Annotated in this window: 19 protein-coding genes and 2 tRNA genes; 9 read left to right on the plus strand and 12 right to left on the minus strand. The window is 30.3% G+C overall.

The features are described 5' to 3' along the window. Positions 1 to 44: 44 nt before the first annotated feature. From CR532_RS02765 to CR532_RS02775, 3 genes are read right to left on the minus strand one after another with little or no spacing between them, the layout of a single operon-like run. Complete coding sequence (locus tag CR532_RS02765; protein ID WP_108729625.1) at positions 45 to 857, minus strand: TIGR02757 family protein; 813 nt, start codon at positions 855 to 857, stop codon at positions 45 to 47. After that, on the minus strand, positions 841 to 1,452 hold the full coding sequence (locus tag CR532_RS02770) for a glucosaminidase domain-containing protein (RefSeq protein WP_108729297.1): 612 nt from the start codon (positions 1,450 to 1,452) through the stop codon (positions 841 to 843). The genes CR532_RS02765 and CR532_RS02770 overlap by 17 nt, the downstream gene beginning before the upstream one ends. Next, entirely contained in the window at positions 1,449 to 2,741 is a 1,293-nt protein-coding gene (locus CR532_RS02775; RefSeq protein WP_108729298.1) for a hypothetical protein, read from the minus strand. Before CR532_RS02775 ends, CR532_RS02770 begins: the two co-directional genes overlap by 4 nt. A 436-nt stretch (positions 2,742 to 3,177) precedes the next feature. Here CR532_RS02775 and CR532_RS02780 point away from each other — a divergent pair, with 436 nt between their 5' ends. From CR532_RS02780 to CR532_RS02795, 4 genes are read left to right on the plus strand one after another with little or no spacing between them, the layout of a single operon-like run. Beyond that, positions 3,178 to 3,936 (plus strand): MBL fold metallo-hydrolase, encoded by a 759-nt coding sequence (locus CR532_RS02780; protein WP_108729299.1) that lies wholly within the window; start codon positions 3,178 to 3,180, stop codon positions 3,934 to 3,936. A gap of 19 nt (positions 3,937 to 3,955) precedes the next feature. Beyond that, entirely contained in the window at positions 3,956 to 4,714 is a 759-nt protein-coding gene (gene xth / locus CR532_RS02785; protein ID WP_108729300.1) for an exodeoxyribonuclease III, read from the plus strand. 19 nt (positions 4,715 to 4,733) lie between these two features. Then, positions 4,734 to 5,465 carry a hypothetical protein gene (locus CR532_RS02790; RefSeq protein ID WP_108729301.1) on the plus strand — a complete coding sequence of 244 codons (732 nt, stop codon included), beginning with the start codon at positions 4,734 to 4,736 and terminating at the stop codon, positions 5,463 to 5,465. After that, a complete protein-coding gene (locus CR532_RS02795) occupies positions 5,462 to 8,278 on the plus strand; it encodes a M16 family metallopeptidase (RefSeq protein ID WP_108729302.1) in 2,817 nt (938 codons plus the stop codon). The genes CR532_RS02790 and CR532_RS02795 overlap by 4 nt, the downstream gene beginning before the upstream one ends. Positions 8,279 to 8,478: 200 nt before the next feature. Here the strand turns inward: CR532_RS02795 and CR532_RS05435 are convergent, their stop codons facing one another. The 9 genes from CR532_RS05435 to fusA all read right to left on the minus strand — a co-directional run bounded on the left by CR532_RS05435 (position 8,479) and on the right by fusA (position 13,940). Further along, a complete protein-coding gene (locus CR532_RS05435) occupies positions 8,479 to 8,754 on the minus strand; it encodes a hypothetical protein (protein WP_234416417.1) in 276 nt (91 codons plus the stop codon). 274 nt (positions 8,755 to 9,028) lie between these two features. Continuing rightward, positions 9,029 to 9,181 (minus strand): hypothetical protein, encoded by a 153-nt coding sequence (locus CR532_RS05440; RefSeq protein WP_234416418.1) that lies wholly within the window; start codon positions 9,179 to 9,181, stop codon positions 9,029 to 9,031. Between the two features lie 111 nt (positions 9,182 to 9,292). Beyond that, entirely contained in the window at positions 9,293 to 9,631 is a 339-nt protein-coding gene (locus CR532_RS05445; protein WP_234416419.1) for a hypothetical protein, read from the minus strand. Between the two features lie 161 nt (positions 9,632 to 9,792). Then, a tRNA-Lys gene (locus CR532_RS02805) sits at positions 9,793 to 9,865 on the minus strand. 94 nt (positions 9,866 to 9,959) lie between these two features. Then, positions 9,960 to 10,032: transfer RNA gene (locus CR532_RS02810), tRNA-Lys, on the minus strand. Positions 10,033 to 10,092: 60 nt separating this feature from the next. Continuing rightward, positions 10,093 to 10,719, minus strand: a complete 627-nt coding sequence (locus CR532_RS02815) for a tetratricopeptide repeat protein (protein ID WP_108729303.1) — start codon at positions 10,717 to 10,719, stop codon at positions 10,093 to 10,095. Then, entirely contained in the window at positions 10,713 to 11,066 is a 354-nt protein-coding gene (locus tag CR532_RS02820; protein WP_108729304.1) for a bactofilin family protein, read from the minus strand. Before CR532_RS02820 ends, CR532_RS02815 begins: the two co-directional genes overlap by 7 nt. Before the next feature lie 78 nt (positions 11,067 to 11,144). Then, complete coding sequence (locus CR532_RS02825; protein ID WP_108729305.1) at positions 11,145 to 11,840, minus strand: Bax inhibitor-1/YccA family protein; 696 nt, start codon at positions 11,838 to 11,840, stop codon at positions 11,145 to 11,147. A gap of 15 nt (positions 11,841 to 11,855) precedes the next feature. Next, on the minus strand, positions 11,856 to 13,940 hold the full coding sequence (gene fusA / locus CR532_RS02830; protein WP_108729306.1) for an elongation factor G: 2,085 nt from the start codon (positions 13,938 to 13,940) through the stop codon (positions 11,856 to 11,858). A 640-nt stretch (positions 13,941 to 14,580) separates the two neighbouring features. On the opposite strand from fusA, the gene CR532_RS02835 reads away from it, so the two are divergent. From CR532_RS02835 to CR532_RS02855, 5 genes are all read left to right on the plus strand, one after another. Then, positions 14,581 to 14,808, plus strand: coding sequence for a KTSC domain-containing protein (locus CR532_RS02835; protein WP_108729307.1), 228 nt, complete (start codon positions 14,581 to 14,583; stop codon positions 14,806 to 14,808). Between the two features lie 169 nt (positions 14,809 to 14,977). Further along, positions 14,978 to 16,063, plus strand: a complete 1,086-nt coding sequence (locus CR532_RS02840) for a hypothetical protein (protein ID WP_108729308.1) — start codon at positions 14,978 to 14,980, stop codon at positions 16,061 to 16,063. Between the two features lie 80 nt (positions 16,064 to 16,143). Further along, positions 16,144 to 16,677: a tetratricopeptide repeat protein gene (locus CR532_RS02845; protein WP_108729309.1), complete on the plus strand. Its 534-nt coding sequence runs from the start codon at positions 16,144 to 16,146 to the stop codon at positions 16,675 to 16,677. 85 nt (positions 16,678 to 16,762) lie between these two features. After that, complete coding sequence (locus CR532_RS02850; RefSeq protein ID WP_108729310.1) at positions 16,763 to 17,380, plus strand: hypothetical protein; 618 nt, start codon at positions 16,763 to 16,765, stop codon at positions 17,378 to 17,380. A gap of 186 nt (positions 17,381 to 17,566) precedes the next feature. Beyond that, positions 17,567 to 18,787 carry a ribose-phosphate pyrophosphokinase gene (locus tag CR532_RS02855; RefSeq protein WP_108729311.1) on the plus strand — a complete coding sequence of 407 codons (1,221 nt, stop codon included), beginning with the start codon at positions 17,567 to 17,569 and terminating at the stop codon, positions 18,785 to 18,787. The last annotated feature ends 2 nt before the right edge of the window (positions 18,788 to 18,789 follow it).

Consider the following 18,789-nt stretch of genomic DNA (forward strand, 5'->3'; position numbering starts at 1 on the left):
ATGACATCAGTATTGGATATTTTATAACTTTTGTAAATAAATATTTAAAGTTTTAAAATATTTGTAAATAGTTCTTCCTTATTAAAATCTCTATTTATTCCAAACCGAGTTAATGAAAAATCATATTTTACAGGATCATCTTTATTGTTCTTTGAAAAATGTTTTGTAACTTCTATCGCTCTTTTCAGGCTTACACTTTTGTTATTTTTAAGATTAAATAGCTTTGATGAAATATCTCTCATATGAGTATCCATTGGAACTAGTAAATTTGATGGACTAAATTTATCCCAAATCCCTAAGTCAACTTCATCTTTTCTTATCATCCATCTTAAGAATAAAAATAGTCTTTTGCATGCACTACCCTTTGAAGGTTTTGGAAGCATTATGCCAAAGGCTTCTCCATTGATGCTTTCCATATGAGTTATTAGTTCGTCTAGGCTTGATATAAAATTTTTATTTCTTTTGTAAATATTATAAAAAAGATTTTCAATTGTTAGATATTTGTCTTTTATGGCTCTAAGGGATGTAAATAACCTTACCAGATCATCTGTTTTAAAAAATCTATAAGTAAAATCTTCATAGATTATTTCCAAATCTTTTTTTGTAAAACTTTTAAGCTCTGATGAAGGCTTTCTTCCAAGTGGCTTTAAAACGGTTTCAATTATTGTTAATATTTGCTCGACTCTCCCAAGTGCTAATGAGGAACTAACAAAACCCACAAATTCGATATCTTCTTTTTCTGTATATTTGTATAAAAATTCTAGAGGGTCAGGATGCACAAAATCTCTTTTATTATACTTACTGTATATAGATTCTAAGCGGTCGAATATGGTGGTATCCTTAGCTTTTTGCGTTATCAAATTCTAATAACCCAAGCAATATTTTTTTTAACTTTTTATCATAAAGTTTATCTTGTGCCCATTTCCCAGTAAGATCATATATCGTTGGGGCAGAGCCTCTTTTTACAAGGAAAAATCTAGGATCAACCATACTAGATTTTATATCTTCTCTTGAAGCATAAGCTTTTAAGTGTTGAATGTGTGCTCTTATTCCTTCTTTAATGTTAGTAAAGGAGTTTCCCTTTGTAAAGTTGTCAGTAGCACCAATTCCTGAAAAATTATGCTGATCTTTAGAGACAATGCCATTGAATTTTAAAATTCCTGTTTCAAGTAACATTTGAGCGTAGGCGATATCGTAATTTATTCCTTCAATTAAAGCCTCATCGATATAAGCTTGTGCAATTGTTTGAACATATTCTGATTCAAGATATGGATTCATTTCTAGCGTATATTTCACAAGATTTGCTACTTGACTCCTTCCTCTGCTTAGTAAGAAAGGAATGTACTTTTCAGTGCTTATTTCAGTGTTTATTTCAATTATTTCCTCAGAACAAAAACCTGTTACTATTAGTAACAGGTTTGATATTAAGAAAAACGTAGACCTCCTTATCATTCTAAAAGTCCTCTTGTTTCAATAAACTTATTGATTTCTTTAATTACAAAATCGAATCTTGGTAACATTAATTTTTTGTCTTTAAAGAAATTAAAACTTCTTAAATATCTTCTACTGAAAATGAAATCAGAAATTTCACCAACATTGTTCATGTTTATTATTTTTATGGAAGACGGATCTACTTCATGCTTCTGTAATTCATTCTCATCCTGTTTTATTAGTAGTTGCAAGTTTGTTATTTTTTTTAAGTTTTGAGGTTTTCCGCCAATGTTTATATATTTTATTATTTGTTTATTTTGACTTAGAATTGGATTCGCAATATTTGCTTGATTCCCAATGGTAATGAGGGTTAATTTATTCAAATTCGTTCTTAGATCTAGAAAATCTAATTTTTGAGTTGATTTAATAAGTTCAAGAATATTTTGAATATCGGTGACTTCAGATGCTTGATCTTGTCTATCATTTAGCATTTTTATAGGTTCTATTAAATATTGAATGACTTTATTTGAAACAGAGGTTAAGAAGCTTTGGCTGTCATTTTTAATGAAATTATAGGCATGGTTAGATTGATATTTTGGTGAATATAAATAGACGATGTTACCTTTTGTAACCAGCCTATTTACTAGTGATTTAAACATTGAATCATGAGAATAAAGAGGAAGAATAATTAAAATACTATCGTATAGTTTTTGATTATTGCTAATTGGAGCATTTTTATATACATTTGCATATTTTGGTAGGTAATTCATTTCATTTATAAAAAATGGACTAAAATCGTAGAAAAGAAAAGGATTTTGGCTGTTAAGTCCCAAAGTTAGACTGATTGGGTACCAAATTGATAGGTCTAAATTATTTGTATAATCTTTGATTCTGGTAAAACCTACTTTGTAGGTGGAATTTTCATCTTGTGGGTAATCTGCAAAAAGACCAAAGTATGAAAATGTAGTTGTAATTAGTACCACAATTATTGATGGTATTACGATAATCGCCTTTAAGAGGAGAGAATAAATTATTCTTTTAAATTTATTCTCTGGATTATTTGTTCTTCTAAGGAAAATTGTTTTTATATTCTTGATGGTAGCTACTATTAAAAAGAATAAAAATATGAAGCCTACATATAGCATTAATGGCTTGATTTCTATTAGATATAGAGTGAGTATAAAAAAGATCCCTGGAAAAAGTATGAAATAATCTTCATAAGAAAATTCTCTTTTAAAATTGAATAAGTTTATTACTAAAAATATACTAAAACTTAGTAGAAATATGATTTCATAAAATTGCCCATTCATAAAAAGTTAGTTTTTCCTTAAGTAATTATAAGCATAAAAATGTTATTTACAAAGTAATTTACACAAATGATAGTGATTTATGAACAAATAATAGTGATATAATTTAACCATTATTGTTTATTTCGTAATTCAATATTGAAGGAGTATATATTTTTAGGATTGCACTGAGGTACCTCTTGGAATTTTATTTGAAAATACCAAAATAGTGCTACATTTGCTAATCATTGTTTAATTTATAATTTCTTTTTCTGGATAGTTGATTTTTATGTAACTACTATTTTTAGTTTTATATGAAAATATTTTAAGTTGATGCCTATTTTGAGTTCAAAGTTTTATTAGTTCTTTGTTATGTATGTTAAATGAGTTTTGCTCATAGATTATTAATTATGATATAAATCATATTGGTGTGATGTTTTCAGAGGTAATGATACGGGTCATGTTGGGAATTTTTTTAGGAACCGGTGCATCAAGTGGTGTTCCTATGTTAAATTGCAATTGTAGAGTATGCAGTTCAATCTCGGACAAAAATAAAAGACTTAGAAGTTCGTTTCTTCTAAATGCATTAGGCATGAATGTATTAATTGATACGGGTCCTGATATTCGAACTCAGCTTTTAAGAGAAAACATTTCAAAGCTTGACTTAGTACTCTATACCCATGAGCATTATGATCATGTTATGGGTATAGATGATATTAAATTTTATACAAGAACTTCTCCACTAAACATTTATGCACGGGAGAGCACTATGCAACACATTAGGAATGCTTTTCCGCATAATTTTTCATCAAGGGAATCTATAAGTGGCAAAGCCAATGTTATTCCTAATTTAGCAATAGACTTAAAACCAATTGTTTTTAAAGGTTTAGAAATAATGCCAATTCCTTTACTTCATGGAGATATAATTAGCTTAGGGTATAGGATAAATAATTTGGCGTATTTAACTGATGTTAAGTCTATTCCTGATATTTCATATGAATACTTAAAGGGATTGGATGTGATGATAATAGATGCTTTAAGGATTAAGCCTCATCTTGGACACCTGAATTTCGAGGATGCTGCCCGTGAGGTCATGAAGATAAAGCCTAAGATTGCTTATTTTACTCATATTGCACATGATATAATGCATGAAGAATTCGATTATTTGGCGAAAGATAATATCTATTTGGCTTATGATGGTCTGAGGATTCATATTTAAATTGAATTGGTGGATATTTGTGAATTTAATTTCATGGAATGTAAATGGAATAAGAGCTGTACTTGGTAAGGGTTTTCTGGAATTTATTGAAAAATATAGTCCGGATATTTTGTGCCTTCAAGAAACTAAGGCTTGTAGAGAACAGTTACCAAAAGAGCTTATTAACATCGAAGGATATTATACTCACTTTTCAAGATCCATAATCAAGGGTTATAGTGGGGTTGGTATTTATTCAAAGGTTGAACCTATTAAATTAGAGAGCATGAACATAGAGGTATTTGATAGAGAAGGTAGATGTCTTATTGCTCATTATCGTGATTTTGTACTCATTAATGCATATTTTCCTAATTCTCAAGCTTTAAGAAAAAGACTTCCCTATAAGCTTGATTTTTTAATGAGTCTTAAATCTCTTGCAAATTCATTTATAGGTTCTGGAGCAAACCTTATCATTTGTGGTGATTTTAATATTGCTCATACAGAGATTGATTTATCTAATCCTAGAGGAAGCAGGGAATCTGCTGGTTATTACATTGAAGAAACTACTTGGATGGATAACTTTTTAAATGAAGGTTATGTGGATACATTTAGAATGTTTAATAAGAGTCCAGATAACTATACTTGGTGGGATTATAGAACAAAGGCAAGGGAGCGTAATATAGGCTGGAGGATTGATTATTTTATTGTAAATGAAGTTTTTAAGTTTAGAATAAAAGATGCTCTAATTTTAAATGAAGTAATGGGCAGTGATCATTGTCCTGTTGTTTTACAGCTACACTAGTGAGTAATAGAGGATGTACATGAACAGATATTTTTTTATTATTCTTATTTTTTTTATACATGGATTTATTTTTGGCATCGATTTGGAGAGTATTGATTTTTATCGTAGTCTTGAGAAGAAAGAGTTAATATTTGTAATCCATTTATTAGAGCGAGAAAAATATTTTAGTTCGAATAGTAAACTTTTGACATACATTGGTTTGGCTAAGGAAGCTTTAGCTGAGCGGAATATTCGAGTGCTGGAGGGTGATAATAAATTAGGTGATATGCCTAAACAACTGAAGAATTATAAGGACTCAAAACTTGTTTTGAGTGCATCACGAGCTTTAAATATGTTGGTTTATTGTGATGTTAGTGATGGGTTTTTAAAAACTTTAGATGGGCGAAATGTAGGTATCCAAGATGGTAATTTTGTGATTCTAGGATCTGAGCCCATTAATAGATATTATGATGTATCAAATGAATATACTACTGTTGAGATTTATAAGACAAGCATTTTAAATCCTGATTTTAGTAAGTTTATTTTAGATAAATCTGGATCTTTTGTTTATATTGGTGAGTTTAATAAGAAAGTTTATCTTGATGATGTTTCAAATTTGTCTAGAGAAGAACTTTTATTCTTATTTTATGAACTATTTCCTATTTCAAAATTAAAAGGTGTAAAGGATTGGTATGATTTTGGATTTTTATCTATTCTTAAAGAAGTTAAAAAAACTTATAATATAGCAATAAATTCAAGGAGAATTAAATGAAGTATCGGGATATTAATAATATATTTAAATATATTGTTTTAATTTTAGCATTTTTTCTTGTATCTTGTGAATCTTCTAAATTAAAGACAGATAAGAATTTACTAAGTGGTCAACTTGAAAATGGACTTAAGTATTATATTTATGGAAATAAAACTCCGGAAAAGGCTGTTCATATGGGGATTTTGTTTCATGTTGGATCTTTGCATGAAGAGGAAAATGAGAGAGGATTAGCTCATTATCTTGAGCACATGGCTTTTAAGGGAACAAAAGACTATCCGGGTGGTGATGGTATTTTTGAAGTTCTTAAAAAATTTGGGATGGCATTTGGAGCTGATATTAATGCGCATACTGGGTTTGACCAAACTTATTATCATCTTGATTTGCCAGATGGTAATAATGAAACAGAGATTAATGAGGCTTTAAATGTTTTAAAGAACTGGGCTTCACAAATTGAATTTAATGAAGTTGAAATAGATAAAGAGCGAAATGTTATTATTGAAGAGAAAAAGCGTGTAGAGAGCTATCCTAGTAGGCTGACTGAAAAAGTATTTCCATTTATTCTTGGTAATAGCAGATATACAGTCAGATTACCTATTGGGCTTGAAGAACGAATTTTATCTTTTAAATCAGAAGACTTTAAGAAATTTTATAAGAAATGGTATAGACCAGATCTTACTAGTGTAATTATTGTAGGAGACATTGAGCCTAGTGAAATTGAAAAGAAAGTCAAAGAACAGTTTTCATCTTTAGAAAAACCAGGTAGTGAAATTGAAAAGATTAAAATGAATTTAGACACAGTGATGAGTGAAAAATTTTTAAGTGTAGAAGATATTGAGATGCCGTTTCCTAATATAACTTTTGTTAAAAAGGATATTCACAATATTGTAAGTACCTCTGGTGAGATTAAAAGAGATATTGAGAAAACTTTGCTAGATGGTCTTTTTGAAAATAGATTCGCTGAATTAAAGACTTCTGGATTAAATTATTTGATGTCTTTTGATAGCAGTGATATCTCATTCAAATCAGATGATAATTATATTTTAATTAATCAAATTGCTGTTAATTTCAATCCAGACCATTTAAAAGAAGGCATTGAAGGATTTTTCTATGAAATGGAGAGAATAAAGAAATTCGGGTTTACTCAAGGAGAAGTTGACAAGATCAAGTCTCAACTTATAAGTTCTTATAAGATAAGCAAGGATAACATTGGTAAGAGGAATTCATCTATGATTGCTAACCTTTTGTTAGAAATTGCTTTAGAGGGATCGAAAATGCTTGATATGAATGAATATTATGATATAGCTATTGAGCATCTGAATAAACTTAGTCTAAAGTCAATATCAGATTTTGCTAAGAGTCAAGCATCCATAAATGATCGTGCTATTATGTATGCTTATTCTAATGATAAATATCATCCTAGTTTGACTCTTGAAGAAATTCAAGAATTGCGTGAGATTGCGTTAAAAAGAGATACAAAACCTTATGATGATGTATCAATTCAAGGAGAGTTCTTTAAGAAATCTTTGGAAAACAAAGATATTATTAATGAGAAGGAATTATCTGATGGAGTTTCATACTTTACTCTTGAGAATGGGGTTGAAGTTTACTTTAAGCATAATGAGCATAAGAAAAATATGGTTACTCTTAGTGCAAGTTCTTGGGGAGGTGTGTTAAGCGAGAATGCTGATCTTATTCCTGCTTTATCTTTGGCACCAAGTGTTGTTTCTAGATCGGGGTATGGAGATTATTCTTCGCTTCAAGTTGAAAAATATTTGTCAGACAAGGTTGTAAGCTTAAGTCCAAGGATTGGTGATCAAACATCAAGTATTAATGGTAGTGCTGATGTGAAAGACCTTGAGACTCTTTTTCAGCTTATATACTTTACGTTTAATGAGCCAAAGATAGATGATATCGTTTTACAAAATAATATTGATAATATAAAGGCAGAAATCAAAAGTAATGAGAATAATTCTAAATATCTTTTTGGTAATGCTGTTGGAAAGTTTCGTACCAATGATGATTATCGTTTTAGAGATATTCAGGAAACTGATTTGAAAAATGTATCTAAGGATATTCTTTTAGATTTCTATAAAAAGAAATTTACTTATGCAAATAACTTCAAATTTGTATTTGTGGGAGATGTAGATTTAGAGACAATAAAAACCTTTTCAAGAAAATATTTAGGTAATTTAAGTTCTAAGAAATTGGATGGGTTTAAAGATTTAGATTACTCTTATAAGAGAGATGTGGAGCGAATAGTTGTAAGGAAAGGTGAGGATGCAAGTAGTATTGTACGTATTTTCTATCCTTTTGAGTTCAAATATACACCCGAGAGTGCTTTAAATTATGAGGGTTTAGTACTACTCTTAACCGAGAGCCTTATTAAATCTATTAGAAGGGAAATGTCTAGTGTTTATTCAATCAATGCATACTTTGATTGTGATATTAGAAAATATGGTAATTCAGATGGTTTTATAATTGTAGCTTTTACAGTTGAGCCTAAAGCTCTTGATAATGTTTTGAGATCTGTTAGTGATCATTTGTTAGAAAGACAGAAAAAAGAGTTTGGAGACGATGATTTTAATTACGTTAAGAAAAACCTTATTAAAAATCAGGATAATAACTCTGAATCTGATTGGTATTGGACTTCAAAAATATTGCATTCAGTTCTTTGGTATGATACTTTTATAGATACTTTCAGTATTAAATTTATTGAAAAAAATTTAAACAAAGATGTTATAAATTCATTAATTAAGAAACTTAATTTTAATCAGAGAACAGAGATTGTGTTAATTCCGGAAAAAAGTAATTAGTTTGAATTTTGAATAACAGGTGTACTGTTATTTTTTGTTATTTCGTCTTTAAAAAGGACTAGTAGCTCTCCAGCTATTAGTCCTTTTTCTTTCCATAATAGTTTTTCTAAATTTATAGTCCATTCTTCATATCTCTTTATTCCAAGTTTGGAGAAATATTTTGTATTAATTAGGGATTCTGCAAGATCTTCTTTTGGAATTTAGGTGGTGTAAGCATAAAATTCATTTATTACTAAGTATTGAGACTTAATATCATAGGCTTTATTATCTAAAAATTTAATCCAAGCTCGTTTATCTTTTGGTAAAACATGTTGATTCCAGAAATTAGAGATTGCCTTACTAAAATTATTGTCTATAAAGAAATACATGTGTAAAATTTCATGTATGAATATTATCATCTGAGCTACTCTTGACATAGAGTCGTCTTCTGAATAAGTTGCAAACGCAATATTCCTTGATTTGTATTTGATTTTCATTATATTATTTTCAGTATATGCTAATTCATTCGTTATAATTATGTTTCTTAATATTATTTCTTCTTTATTTAATTTGGTGTTTAGTTTTTGCGCCGTGTTGAAGAATGTAATTATGTCCTCAAGTTTATAGTTGTGCCCTTTTCATCCTATTTCACTTTCTAATGCATCACTTGATAAAAGAATTCCTCGGAATTCTTTTATCTCAATAAAAAATGCCATCCTTTTTAGCATCAGAGACTGATCTTTTAGGGTCTTGAATTTTAATATATATACCCTAGGCGCTGCTATTAAACGAAAATTCAAATGAGTCTCTTCTATAATTTTCTTTTTTATAGTTGAAAATGAATTTTAAATCAGCATGTATTGCTTGGTTTATATCATAATAAGCATTCATATTAATATATCCGATTTCGCTTATTTGAATCATATTGTTATTTTTAGTGGATTTTATTTCGTCGTGTTCATTTTCTAGTGATGTATACTTTATGAAATATTGTTTGGAATTCTTTTTTTGAGCATAGGTCTGAGATTATGGGATTTAGTATTTTTTCTTGAGCCTTAAATCCGATAGTTTGAGTTTACTCAAACTTGGTTGTTCTGTTTCTGTATTAAGTCTATTACTTTCAATATTATTGAAAGTAATAGACTTAATATTATTCATTTTAATTTCTAATGTTAATTCTTGATATTGGTTAATTATTTTTGGAATGTGATATGAGTGGCTTTCATCTTTAGTGATGATTTCTATATCGCCATTTTCATTGCTTAGGAGGTTCAGTACAATATGATGTACTTCATCTTTCGCATCAAAGTATAGTGTTGTTTGATTGTCGCTTTTTATTGATTTTTCTTGTTGGTGTTGATTTATATATATCATAGAAGCTTGTTAATGAAACTAATATTGCTAAAAATTTTTTCATCATTATATCTAAAAAAAAGAACCCAACGGTTCTCTCTTTAAACATCCTCTAGGGGAGTCGAACCCCTCTTGCCAGGATGAAAACCTGGAGTCCTAACCGATAGACGAAGAGGACAAATTGAGCTCAGTAGGACTCGAACCTACGACAAACGCCTTAAAAGGGCGTCGCTCTACCACCTGAGCTATGAGCCCATGTAAATATTAAAACCACCAAAGCTAATGGTACAATTTATTTAAAAGTATGTCAATATATACTTTTAAATAAGAAATTAAATCATCAGTTCTTTGAGCTGCACAGGACTCGAACCTGTAACCGGCGGATTAAGAGTCCGACGCTCTACCACTTGAGCTAGCAGCCCTCTAGTTATTAGCAAACTAATAACTAGAATAAATTGTTATAAACATAATGTCAAGGATTATTATGGTTTTTTCTCTATCTGTTCTAGCAATTTTTTTGCTTCCGAGTGATTGGGATCTAAGATTAGGAATCTTGTTAAAGATTCTTTTGCTAAGACTTTATTTTTTGCATTAATTCTTGCTTTTGCAAGTTTTAATAATAAATTTTGATTATTGGGTAAAAATCTTAAAGCATTTTCATATGCAAAATCAGCTTCATTATATCTTTCAAGTCTATAAAATGAGTCTGCGATTAAATTATATACCTTTGCTATTCGTGCTCCATTTGAGTCAAGACCAATATATTCTTGAAAATATTTGAGTGCATTTTTATATTGTCCTTGGAAAAAATAGGCTTCTCCCAGTGCTTGAACTATTCTGATATCGTATTTTTTTATTTCAAGCCCCTTTATGGCTTCTATTTCAGCTCTTTTATAGTCTCCAATTGCGATTAGACTCCATACAAATATTGTTCTTGCATCTAAATTATTAGGATTTTGTTTTATCTCATCTTGGGTGTTATTAATAGCTTCTTGGAATCTGCCTTCTCTGTATAAGAGGAGTGAATCTTCTTTTTCTTGTGCCTCTAGGAGAATTGAGTATAAAGGTAATATTAGAAGTATTTTTGATAAAAAACCTTTATTCAGCATTTTTCCTCCATTTCACAATTTCCTTTAAAGATCGCTCCTGAATCTATGAAGAGTTCTTTTGTTTGAATATTACCAATTAATGTTCCAGTCTTGTAAATTTTTATTGTTGCTAAGGCCTTTATATTGCCTTTCATTATACCATGATTGAGAAAATGATTGCACTTAATTTCTGCATCTACATTGGCTTTTTCTCTTAAGTATATTGAGCTTGTAGAGTTTATGATTCCTTTAAGTACCCCTTCAATGATTATTGGTTTACTACTTTCTAGATACCCTTCGAATTCAAAATTATCCTTTATAACATTTTTAGTGTTGCTTTCTTCAAATTCTAGGCTGTCTATGCTCATTATAGCTCCTAAAAATGAATGCTTGGCATCAAGCATTCATTTTGCTTTAGTATTAATTTTAAGTTTGCATTTGTGCTCTCAATCTCTTCTTTGACCTAAAAACCTTAGTAGGTATAAGAATAAATTTATGAAATCCAAGTAAAGCTTTAAAGAGGCTACAACGGCCATTCTGTTTTTAACCTCGGTTCCATCTTCTAGCATTCTATTCATCTTAGAGATATTTTGAACATCATAGGCTGTTAAACCCGTAAATATTATGACTCCTAGTATTGAGATTAAAAAATTGAGCCCTGAACTTCTAAAGAATATATTAACAATAGATGCAATAATAATGCCCCATAAGCCCATAATGAGATAGCTTCCCATTTTCGTAAGGTCTGTACTTGTTGTATATCCATAAAAGGACATTGCAAGGAAAGTTAGAGCAGTAATTCCGAATGTGTAGAATATTGAACCTTGTGTGTATATCATAAATACAGAAGACAGTGTTACTCCTGTTAATGCTGAGTATCCTAAAAAAAGTGCTGTTGCTGTGCTACTTGATATTTTCTCAATTGCGCCACTTATTGCGTAAACGAGTCCAAATTGTACAAGTATTATTGCCATAAATGAAATTGGATTTGAGAAGACTACCGCTCTCATTATCGCATTTTCAGATGTTGTATATGCAAATACTGCAGATATTAAAAGACCAATTGCCATTAGTCCAAAAACTTGAGCCAAAAATTTATTTTTTATTCTTATCTCTTGTTTATCTTGAGTTAACTCAAACATAATAATGCCTCCCTTTTATTTAGCTTTGTTTTGTTCATTAAATTTTTTACATAGGTCATCAAATATAGAACTTGGAACTTTACCGTATCTTAAAAATTCCATTGAAAATTCAGCTTTTCCTTGTGTCGAGGATCTTAAAACAGTTGAGAATCCAAACATTTCACTTAAAGGCACTTCAGCTTCAACCTTGGAGAAACTTCCTTCCTCAAGAGAGCCTAGAATTATTCCTCTTCTTTGATTGAGAAGACCAAACATATTTCCTTGAAATTCCGTTGGACCTTCAAGACTTACTTTCATTATTGGCTCAAGTATTGTAGGTTTTGCCTTATTATAAGCTTCTCTAAAGGCTCCAAGTGCGGCAAGTTGGAATGCAATGTCAGACGAGTCAACAATGTGATATTGACCATCGTTAATTGTAACTTTAATCCCGACAATTGGGAATCCAATTAGGGTCCCCTTCTCCATAGCTTTTTGGAATCCCTTGTCACATGATGGAATGTATTCCGTTGGAATTACTCCACCCTTGATGAGATTTACAAATTCATAAACTTGTCCCTCTGTGTCAAGTGGTTCCATAAATCCAGCGACTCTGCCAAACTGACCAGCACCGCCTGACTGCTTTTTGTGGGTATAGTTAAATTCTGATTTCCCTGTAATGGTTTCCCTGTATGCTACTTGAGGCATTCCTGTGTCAACTTCTGCTTTAAATTCTCTTTTCATTCTTTCAATGTAAACTTCTAAGTGTAATTCTCCCATACCCTGTATTATTGTTTCGTTTGATTCGGAGTCTACATAAGTTTTAAATGTAGGATCTTCTTTTGTAAATCTTCCAAGAGCCTTAGCCATATTATCAGCTGATTTTTTGTCTTTAGGTTTTACCGATAAAGATATTACTGGGTCTGGAATATACATTGATGTCATTGAATAAGTAATAGATGGATCGCAGAATGTATCGCCTGATGCACATTCTATTCCAAATAATGCAACAATATCACCACTGCTTCCAGATTCAATGTCCTCAGTATTATTGGCATGCATTCTAATAAGCCTTCCAACTTTGAACTTTCTAGAAGTCCTGGAATTTATGAGTTCTTGTCCTTTCTTTAAAATACCCTGATATATTCTAACATAAGTCAATTGACCGTATTGTCCATCTTCCAATTTAAATGCAAGTGCCACAGTAGGCAAATTTTCATCAGTCTTAAGGTCAACTTCTTTTTCATTTGCGTTTAGGTCAAGTGCTACATTTTTAATATCGTGAGGAGAAGGTAAAAATCTAGTTACAGCGTCAAGTAAAAGCTGAACGCCTTTATTTTTGTAAGCAGAACCCATAAAGACAGGACAAAGTTTTAAACTTAAAGTACCCGTTCTAATAGCGTTATATATTGCTTCCACAGGGACATTGCTTCCTTCCATATGAAGTTCCATAAGTTCATCATTAAAGTCAGCTAAAGCATCAAGCATTATTTCTCGCTTTTCTTTTGCCTCATCGAGTAGTTCAGCAGGAATTTCCTTTTCTATAATTTCCGTTCCATCTTTGCCCTCAAAATAATAGGCTTTCATTAAGATAAGATCTATAACCCCGAGATGTTTATCTTCAAGTCCAATTGGAATTTGCATTAGAACTGAGTTTAAATCAAGCTTGTCTTTGAGTTGATCTTTTACATTATTAGGGTTTGCCCCAGTTTTGTCACATTTATTTACGAATGCAAGGCGTGGAACATTGTATCTCTTTAGCTGTCTGTCAACTGTAATTGATTGAGATTGAACTCCTGCAACAGAGTCAAGAACAAGTATTGCGCCGTCTAGAACTCTAAGTGAGCGCTCAACTTCAATAGTAAAGTCAACGTGACCTGGAGTGTCAATGATATTGATTGGATGGTCTTTCCATTCAACATGAGTTGCAGCTGATGCTATTGTAATCCCTCTTTCTCTTTCAAGTTCCATTGAATCCATTGTTGCCCCAACTCCATCTTTTCCTTTTACTTCATGAATAGCGTGGATTTTATTGCAGTAGAAAAGGATACGTTCTGTGAGTGTGGTTTTTCCTGAGTCAATGTGGGCACTGATACCTATATTTCGCAATTTTTTATAGTCCATGGGACACTTTTCCTCCTAAGTTTATATAAATAGAACGCTAATTACCTTAGTTATTTTACATGATTTTTTGAAAAAAATCTATTTTAAGTGTTTGAGGTCAATTTTGACTTGAGAAAATCCCATTGCCTTCAAGGTGGATTAACACATTCCTAATTACTTTTGGAGATTTACACATGATAGATTAATAGAAGAAGCACCTTGATCCTATAAGTAATTATAAAGAAGTTATTACTTTGCTTATCAATTTTAATTTTTGTCTCTTGTAATAATTTGAGGTAAAAAAGTAATGAGAAGATTAAAAAATTTAACAAAGTTTAAGATAGTCTTTCATTCTTAAATAAAGATACAAATTAATTTATGAGTTTATTTTCAAGATAAGGGCTCTGGTTAAACTGTTTGAGCAAATATTAATCCAAGACATTAATGATTAGTAATAAGTACATAATTAAATTAATTTTCAACTTAATCTTGCAGGAATTGTGCTTGACTAAATTTTATTAAGTATATACAATTTTTTACAAGGAATATATCATTTAGTAAATTTTGAATTTATTGATTAAAAATTCTTATATTTAATGAATTTACTCTTTCTTTACTTTATATTTTATACTCCTAAGAATAACCATTTGGAGGGTATAAGTTGAATACTTTAACAATATCTCATGAATTGAGCAAAATATATCAGGTTGATTACGATTCTAATTTGTCTGAGCTTTCTGTATTTTTTAAAGATGGAAGGGCTTATAAATATTTCAAGATTGAACCAAGACATTTTAGTGTAATATCTAAGCTTGTTCAAGAGAGAAAATCAGTTGGTAAATACTTAACAGAGCATATATTTAATAAGTACGATCAAGAAAAGCTTTAATTTTAGTTAGTCAAGAAGGGCTCCTAGTTTAAGTAGGAGCCTTTTCTTTGGGCTTTAGTATGGAGCATCCAATATAATTAAAAAGAAAAATTATATTGGATTTTATTGTTATAAGATATATATTATTAATAGTTAAATATTTATAAATTTATTTGGTAAGGTGTAAGATATGAAAAAAGGTTTAATTATTATAAGTTTGTTTCTGTGCGTTAATTCATCTTTTGCTAAGGTTTTCTACTTTTCGGTAGGCTTTAGTGCTCAAGCTAGTCTTGAATCATTTTTATTATTTAATAGAGGCACTGGGACGGTTGTGGATAAGTGGTTAAGTTTAGGCTTGTTTTCTACTTTGAGTAATTTTAAAAATCAAGTTATTCCCCGCTTTAATGCACTTGCTAATAGCACAGTGAATGTTTATGGTTCTTATCAGGAAAATTTTAATGCTATTAATGATTTACAGAATAAATTAAGAAGTAATGCACAAATAAATGATGTTTTGGCAATAGATTTATCTTCTTTAAAGGATGTTAGTTCGATTCTGGGAAATATTGATGCACTTAGGGGATTTTTTCTTGATTTAAGTAATTTAAGTCCGGAGGCTTTAGTTCAAAAGTTAGATGGAGCTGGATTTGGTGTTCAAAATTTTTTGTCTCATTTAGGCGAAACAACAGAGCATGCTGTTGAGCTTAAGGAGATTATATTTAAGCAGTTGGATGAATTTGGAATTGGTAGTTCAGATGATTTTTTACAGCTATTAGATGAAATTTCTCAGCCAGGCAGTGTGTTAAATGATGCTTTTAGAAATAAGTTGTCACCTTTGTTTAGTGTTGGTTTTCAGGGTTATTTTCAGGTTGGACTTCCTATTGTGAGCAGTGATTTTTATTATGGATTTGAGCTTGGATTTGGTATGAATCTTGGTAGAACAATTATGCCTAATCTTGAATTTTTAAGAGATTCTTCTTCTGTTTCTTTGGGCTTGGGAGTAATGCCAAGGCTTTTCATTAAATATGATATTTATTATATAGCTGCTACTTTGTTTACAGGTTTTGGCGACAAGTCTTTAGTGGTAGATCCTATTTATGTGGGAAATTTAATTGGTAAGGGTAGGGTAATCAATCCTTTTCATGTTATTGAGACAGGGGCTAGATTAAGATTAGCTTTCCTTAATTTGGAATCATCAGTGCTTTTTTCTGTTAGTGATTTTCAATATAGAGACTTACGATTTGGACTTGGTTTTGAGATCCCAATAATTATTTAGGTGCTTATGTTTGTTTAATATTTTATTTTAATTTATAATGTTTATCCTATTATTGGATAGTACGGTCAGAGTTTTATTTTATGTATAAGGTGCCATTTTTTTTATCTTTTTGTTTTGTATTATCTTGTAATACTCTTTCTAGAGAATATCAAGCTATCTCAGATGAGTATTATAAGCTTGGTAAATTAAATGAGGATCTTGGGAATAATCAGGCTTCTGTATCACTATATGAAAAATCTATTCAGTTTAATTCTGATTTAAATGGTGCATCTAGTTATAATTTTGTTTTGGCTTACGTAAATTTAAAGAAGTACTCTGAGGCTGAGATAAGACTTACTTCTTTGTTGGAAAGTGATCCTAGTAATATTTTGTTGATTAATTTAAAAGCTTATTTGTTTTTTAAACAGGATAATCTAGAAGAGGCTTTAAAGTTTTATTTGCATACTTTAGAAATAGCTCCTGCTAATAAGGAAGCATTGTTTAATATTTTCTACATTTATCATTCTTTAAATGATAAAGAGAATGCAAAGAAATATATCTTAAAATATAAGGAATTGAATTATTCAGTGCCATCTAATGCAAGCGAGATAGTATCTTCCATATTAGAGGATTGAGTCTAAAGATAATTTTTGTGGTATAATGACTTTATAGCTGGTATATCATGAGATTGATGTGCATATTTTAGGAGGGTTAGGCTTTATGAGAACAAAAATTTTGATAGTAAGCTTGCTTGCTATTGCAAGCAATGTTTTTTCAGGAACTACTTTTGAATTTAATCTTGGATTTGGAATAGGCTTGCCAGTTAGTACTATTTCAAACTTTTATAATACAGCTTTAGATATAGGTGAAAAACTAAATAGTGTGGATAGAGACAAGGTAGTTCAGGACTTTGCCGATATGGTTAATATTGCTAAAGCTGGGTTTGGTTATGGAGGTCATGCTCAAATGGGAGCAAGATTTGATCATCTTTTGTCACTTGGGTTTGAACTTGGATTTGATTTTAATTTATTTAAAGCAATCAATCGTACTGGAAAATTAAATGATAGCTTTTCATTTATTGCGGCTATTGAGCCTAGATTTTATACAAGGTTAGATTTTTTTATTGGAGCTATTGCATTCTTTACCGGACCTAGAGTTAATATAGCTACTGCTAGGGAAAAATCTATCTTAAATGACCTTGGTATATTTGCTTGGGATTTGGGGACAAGACTTACATTTTCTTTCTTGATGCTTGAGGCATATTACAGTTGGAATATTAAGAAGGAAGAATTTTCTGACTTTAAGGTTGGTTTAGGTGTTGAGTTTGGAATTTTATAATAGACAGCAAACAAATTCTTATATTAATTTTAGCATATGTGTTATTAACTAATTTTTTAAAATTTACTAGTAAAGAAGGTTTTTATTGTATTAACTTTAAGAACCTTCTTTTAATTTATGTAAATTTTATTTGTATTAATGTAGAATGAAGTAAAGATTTTTTATTTAAAGTAGGGAGTTTTAAAATTGAGTTTACTTATTAAAAAATCAATAGGGATTATTGCCTGCCCTGGTGGAAGAGTATTTGCGGATAAAATAATGGAAGAGTTTAAAAAAATATTTTTAGGTACCGAGAATCAAGTTATTAATAAAATTTCGCAAACTTCTAATTGTTTAAAAGAAGATATTTTAAAACTTGAGGGAATTTTACCTCCTTTTTTGGAAGGACTTGAATTCTCTAATTTAAGGGATAATGAGGATATGGAAATTCCTGTCAAGTTTATTAAATTTGCTAATGGTGAATTTAAGGCTGAGATTTTAAAAACTATAAGAAATAAAGATATTTTTATTGTTCAGGATGTTTCTAACACTTTTCCAGTTGATGTAAATAGTAATGACAAAATGATAATGACTATCAACGATCATATAATGACTTTGATGACTACAATAGATGCATGCATGCAAGCTAAGGCTAATTCTGTGAGTGTTATTATTCCTTCGTATCCTTATTCAAGACAGGATAAAAAACATTCAAGAGAAGGGTTAACAGCAAGTCTTTTCGGGAGATTTTTAGAGGAATTGGGAGTTAAACATATTTTGACATTAGATATTCATTCAAAAGCTATTGAGAATGTTTTTAGGAAGACATATTTTGAAAATTTAAATGTATCTTATGAAATTTTTGAGGCTTTGGCTGAGCTAATAGATATTGGGGATTCAAATTTAGTCGTTGTTTCGCCTGATACAGGAGCTGTTAATAGAAATAAGTTTTTTGCATCTAATCTTAAGAGACCCTTAGCTTTACTTTATAAAGAAAGAGATTATTCAAAGGTAACACATAGTGTTAGCGATTCTAATATTTCTGTTACTAAGCTTTTAGGAGATGTTGAGGGTAAGAATGTATTTATGAGTGATGATATTTTAGCTACTGGAGGAACTTTTATTAAGGCTATGAAGCTACTTAAAAATATGGGAGCTAAAAAGATTATATGTGCAATAAGTTTACCGTTTTTTAATGGGGATGCAATCAGATATTTTGATAAAGCTTATGAGGAAGGGTATTTTTATAAGATAATCGGAACAAATGCTGTTTATCATGATTATGAAGTTATAAATAAACCTTGGTATTATGAGGCTAATGTTTCACATCTTTTTGCGGGTGCAATTTTTGCAATACATAATAGAATTAGTTTGCAAAAAATTCTTGATAGAAGTCATGATATTCAGAATTTAATTTCTAAGCGTTAGTT

Source organism: Candidatus Borreliella tachyglossi (assembly GCF_003076595.1).
In the GTDB taxonomy this organism is placed as follows: Bacteria; Spirochaetota; Spirochaetia; order Borreliales; family Borreliaceae; genus Borrelia; species Borrelia tachyglossi.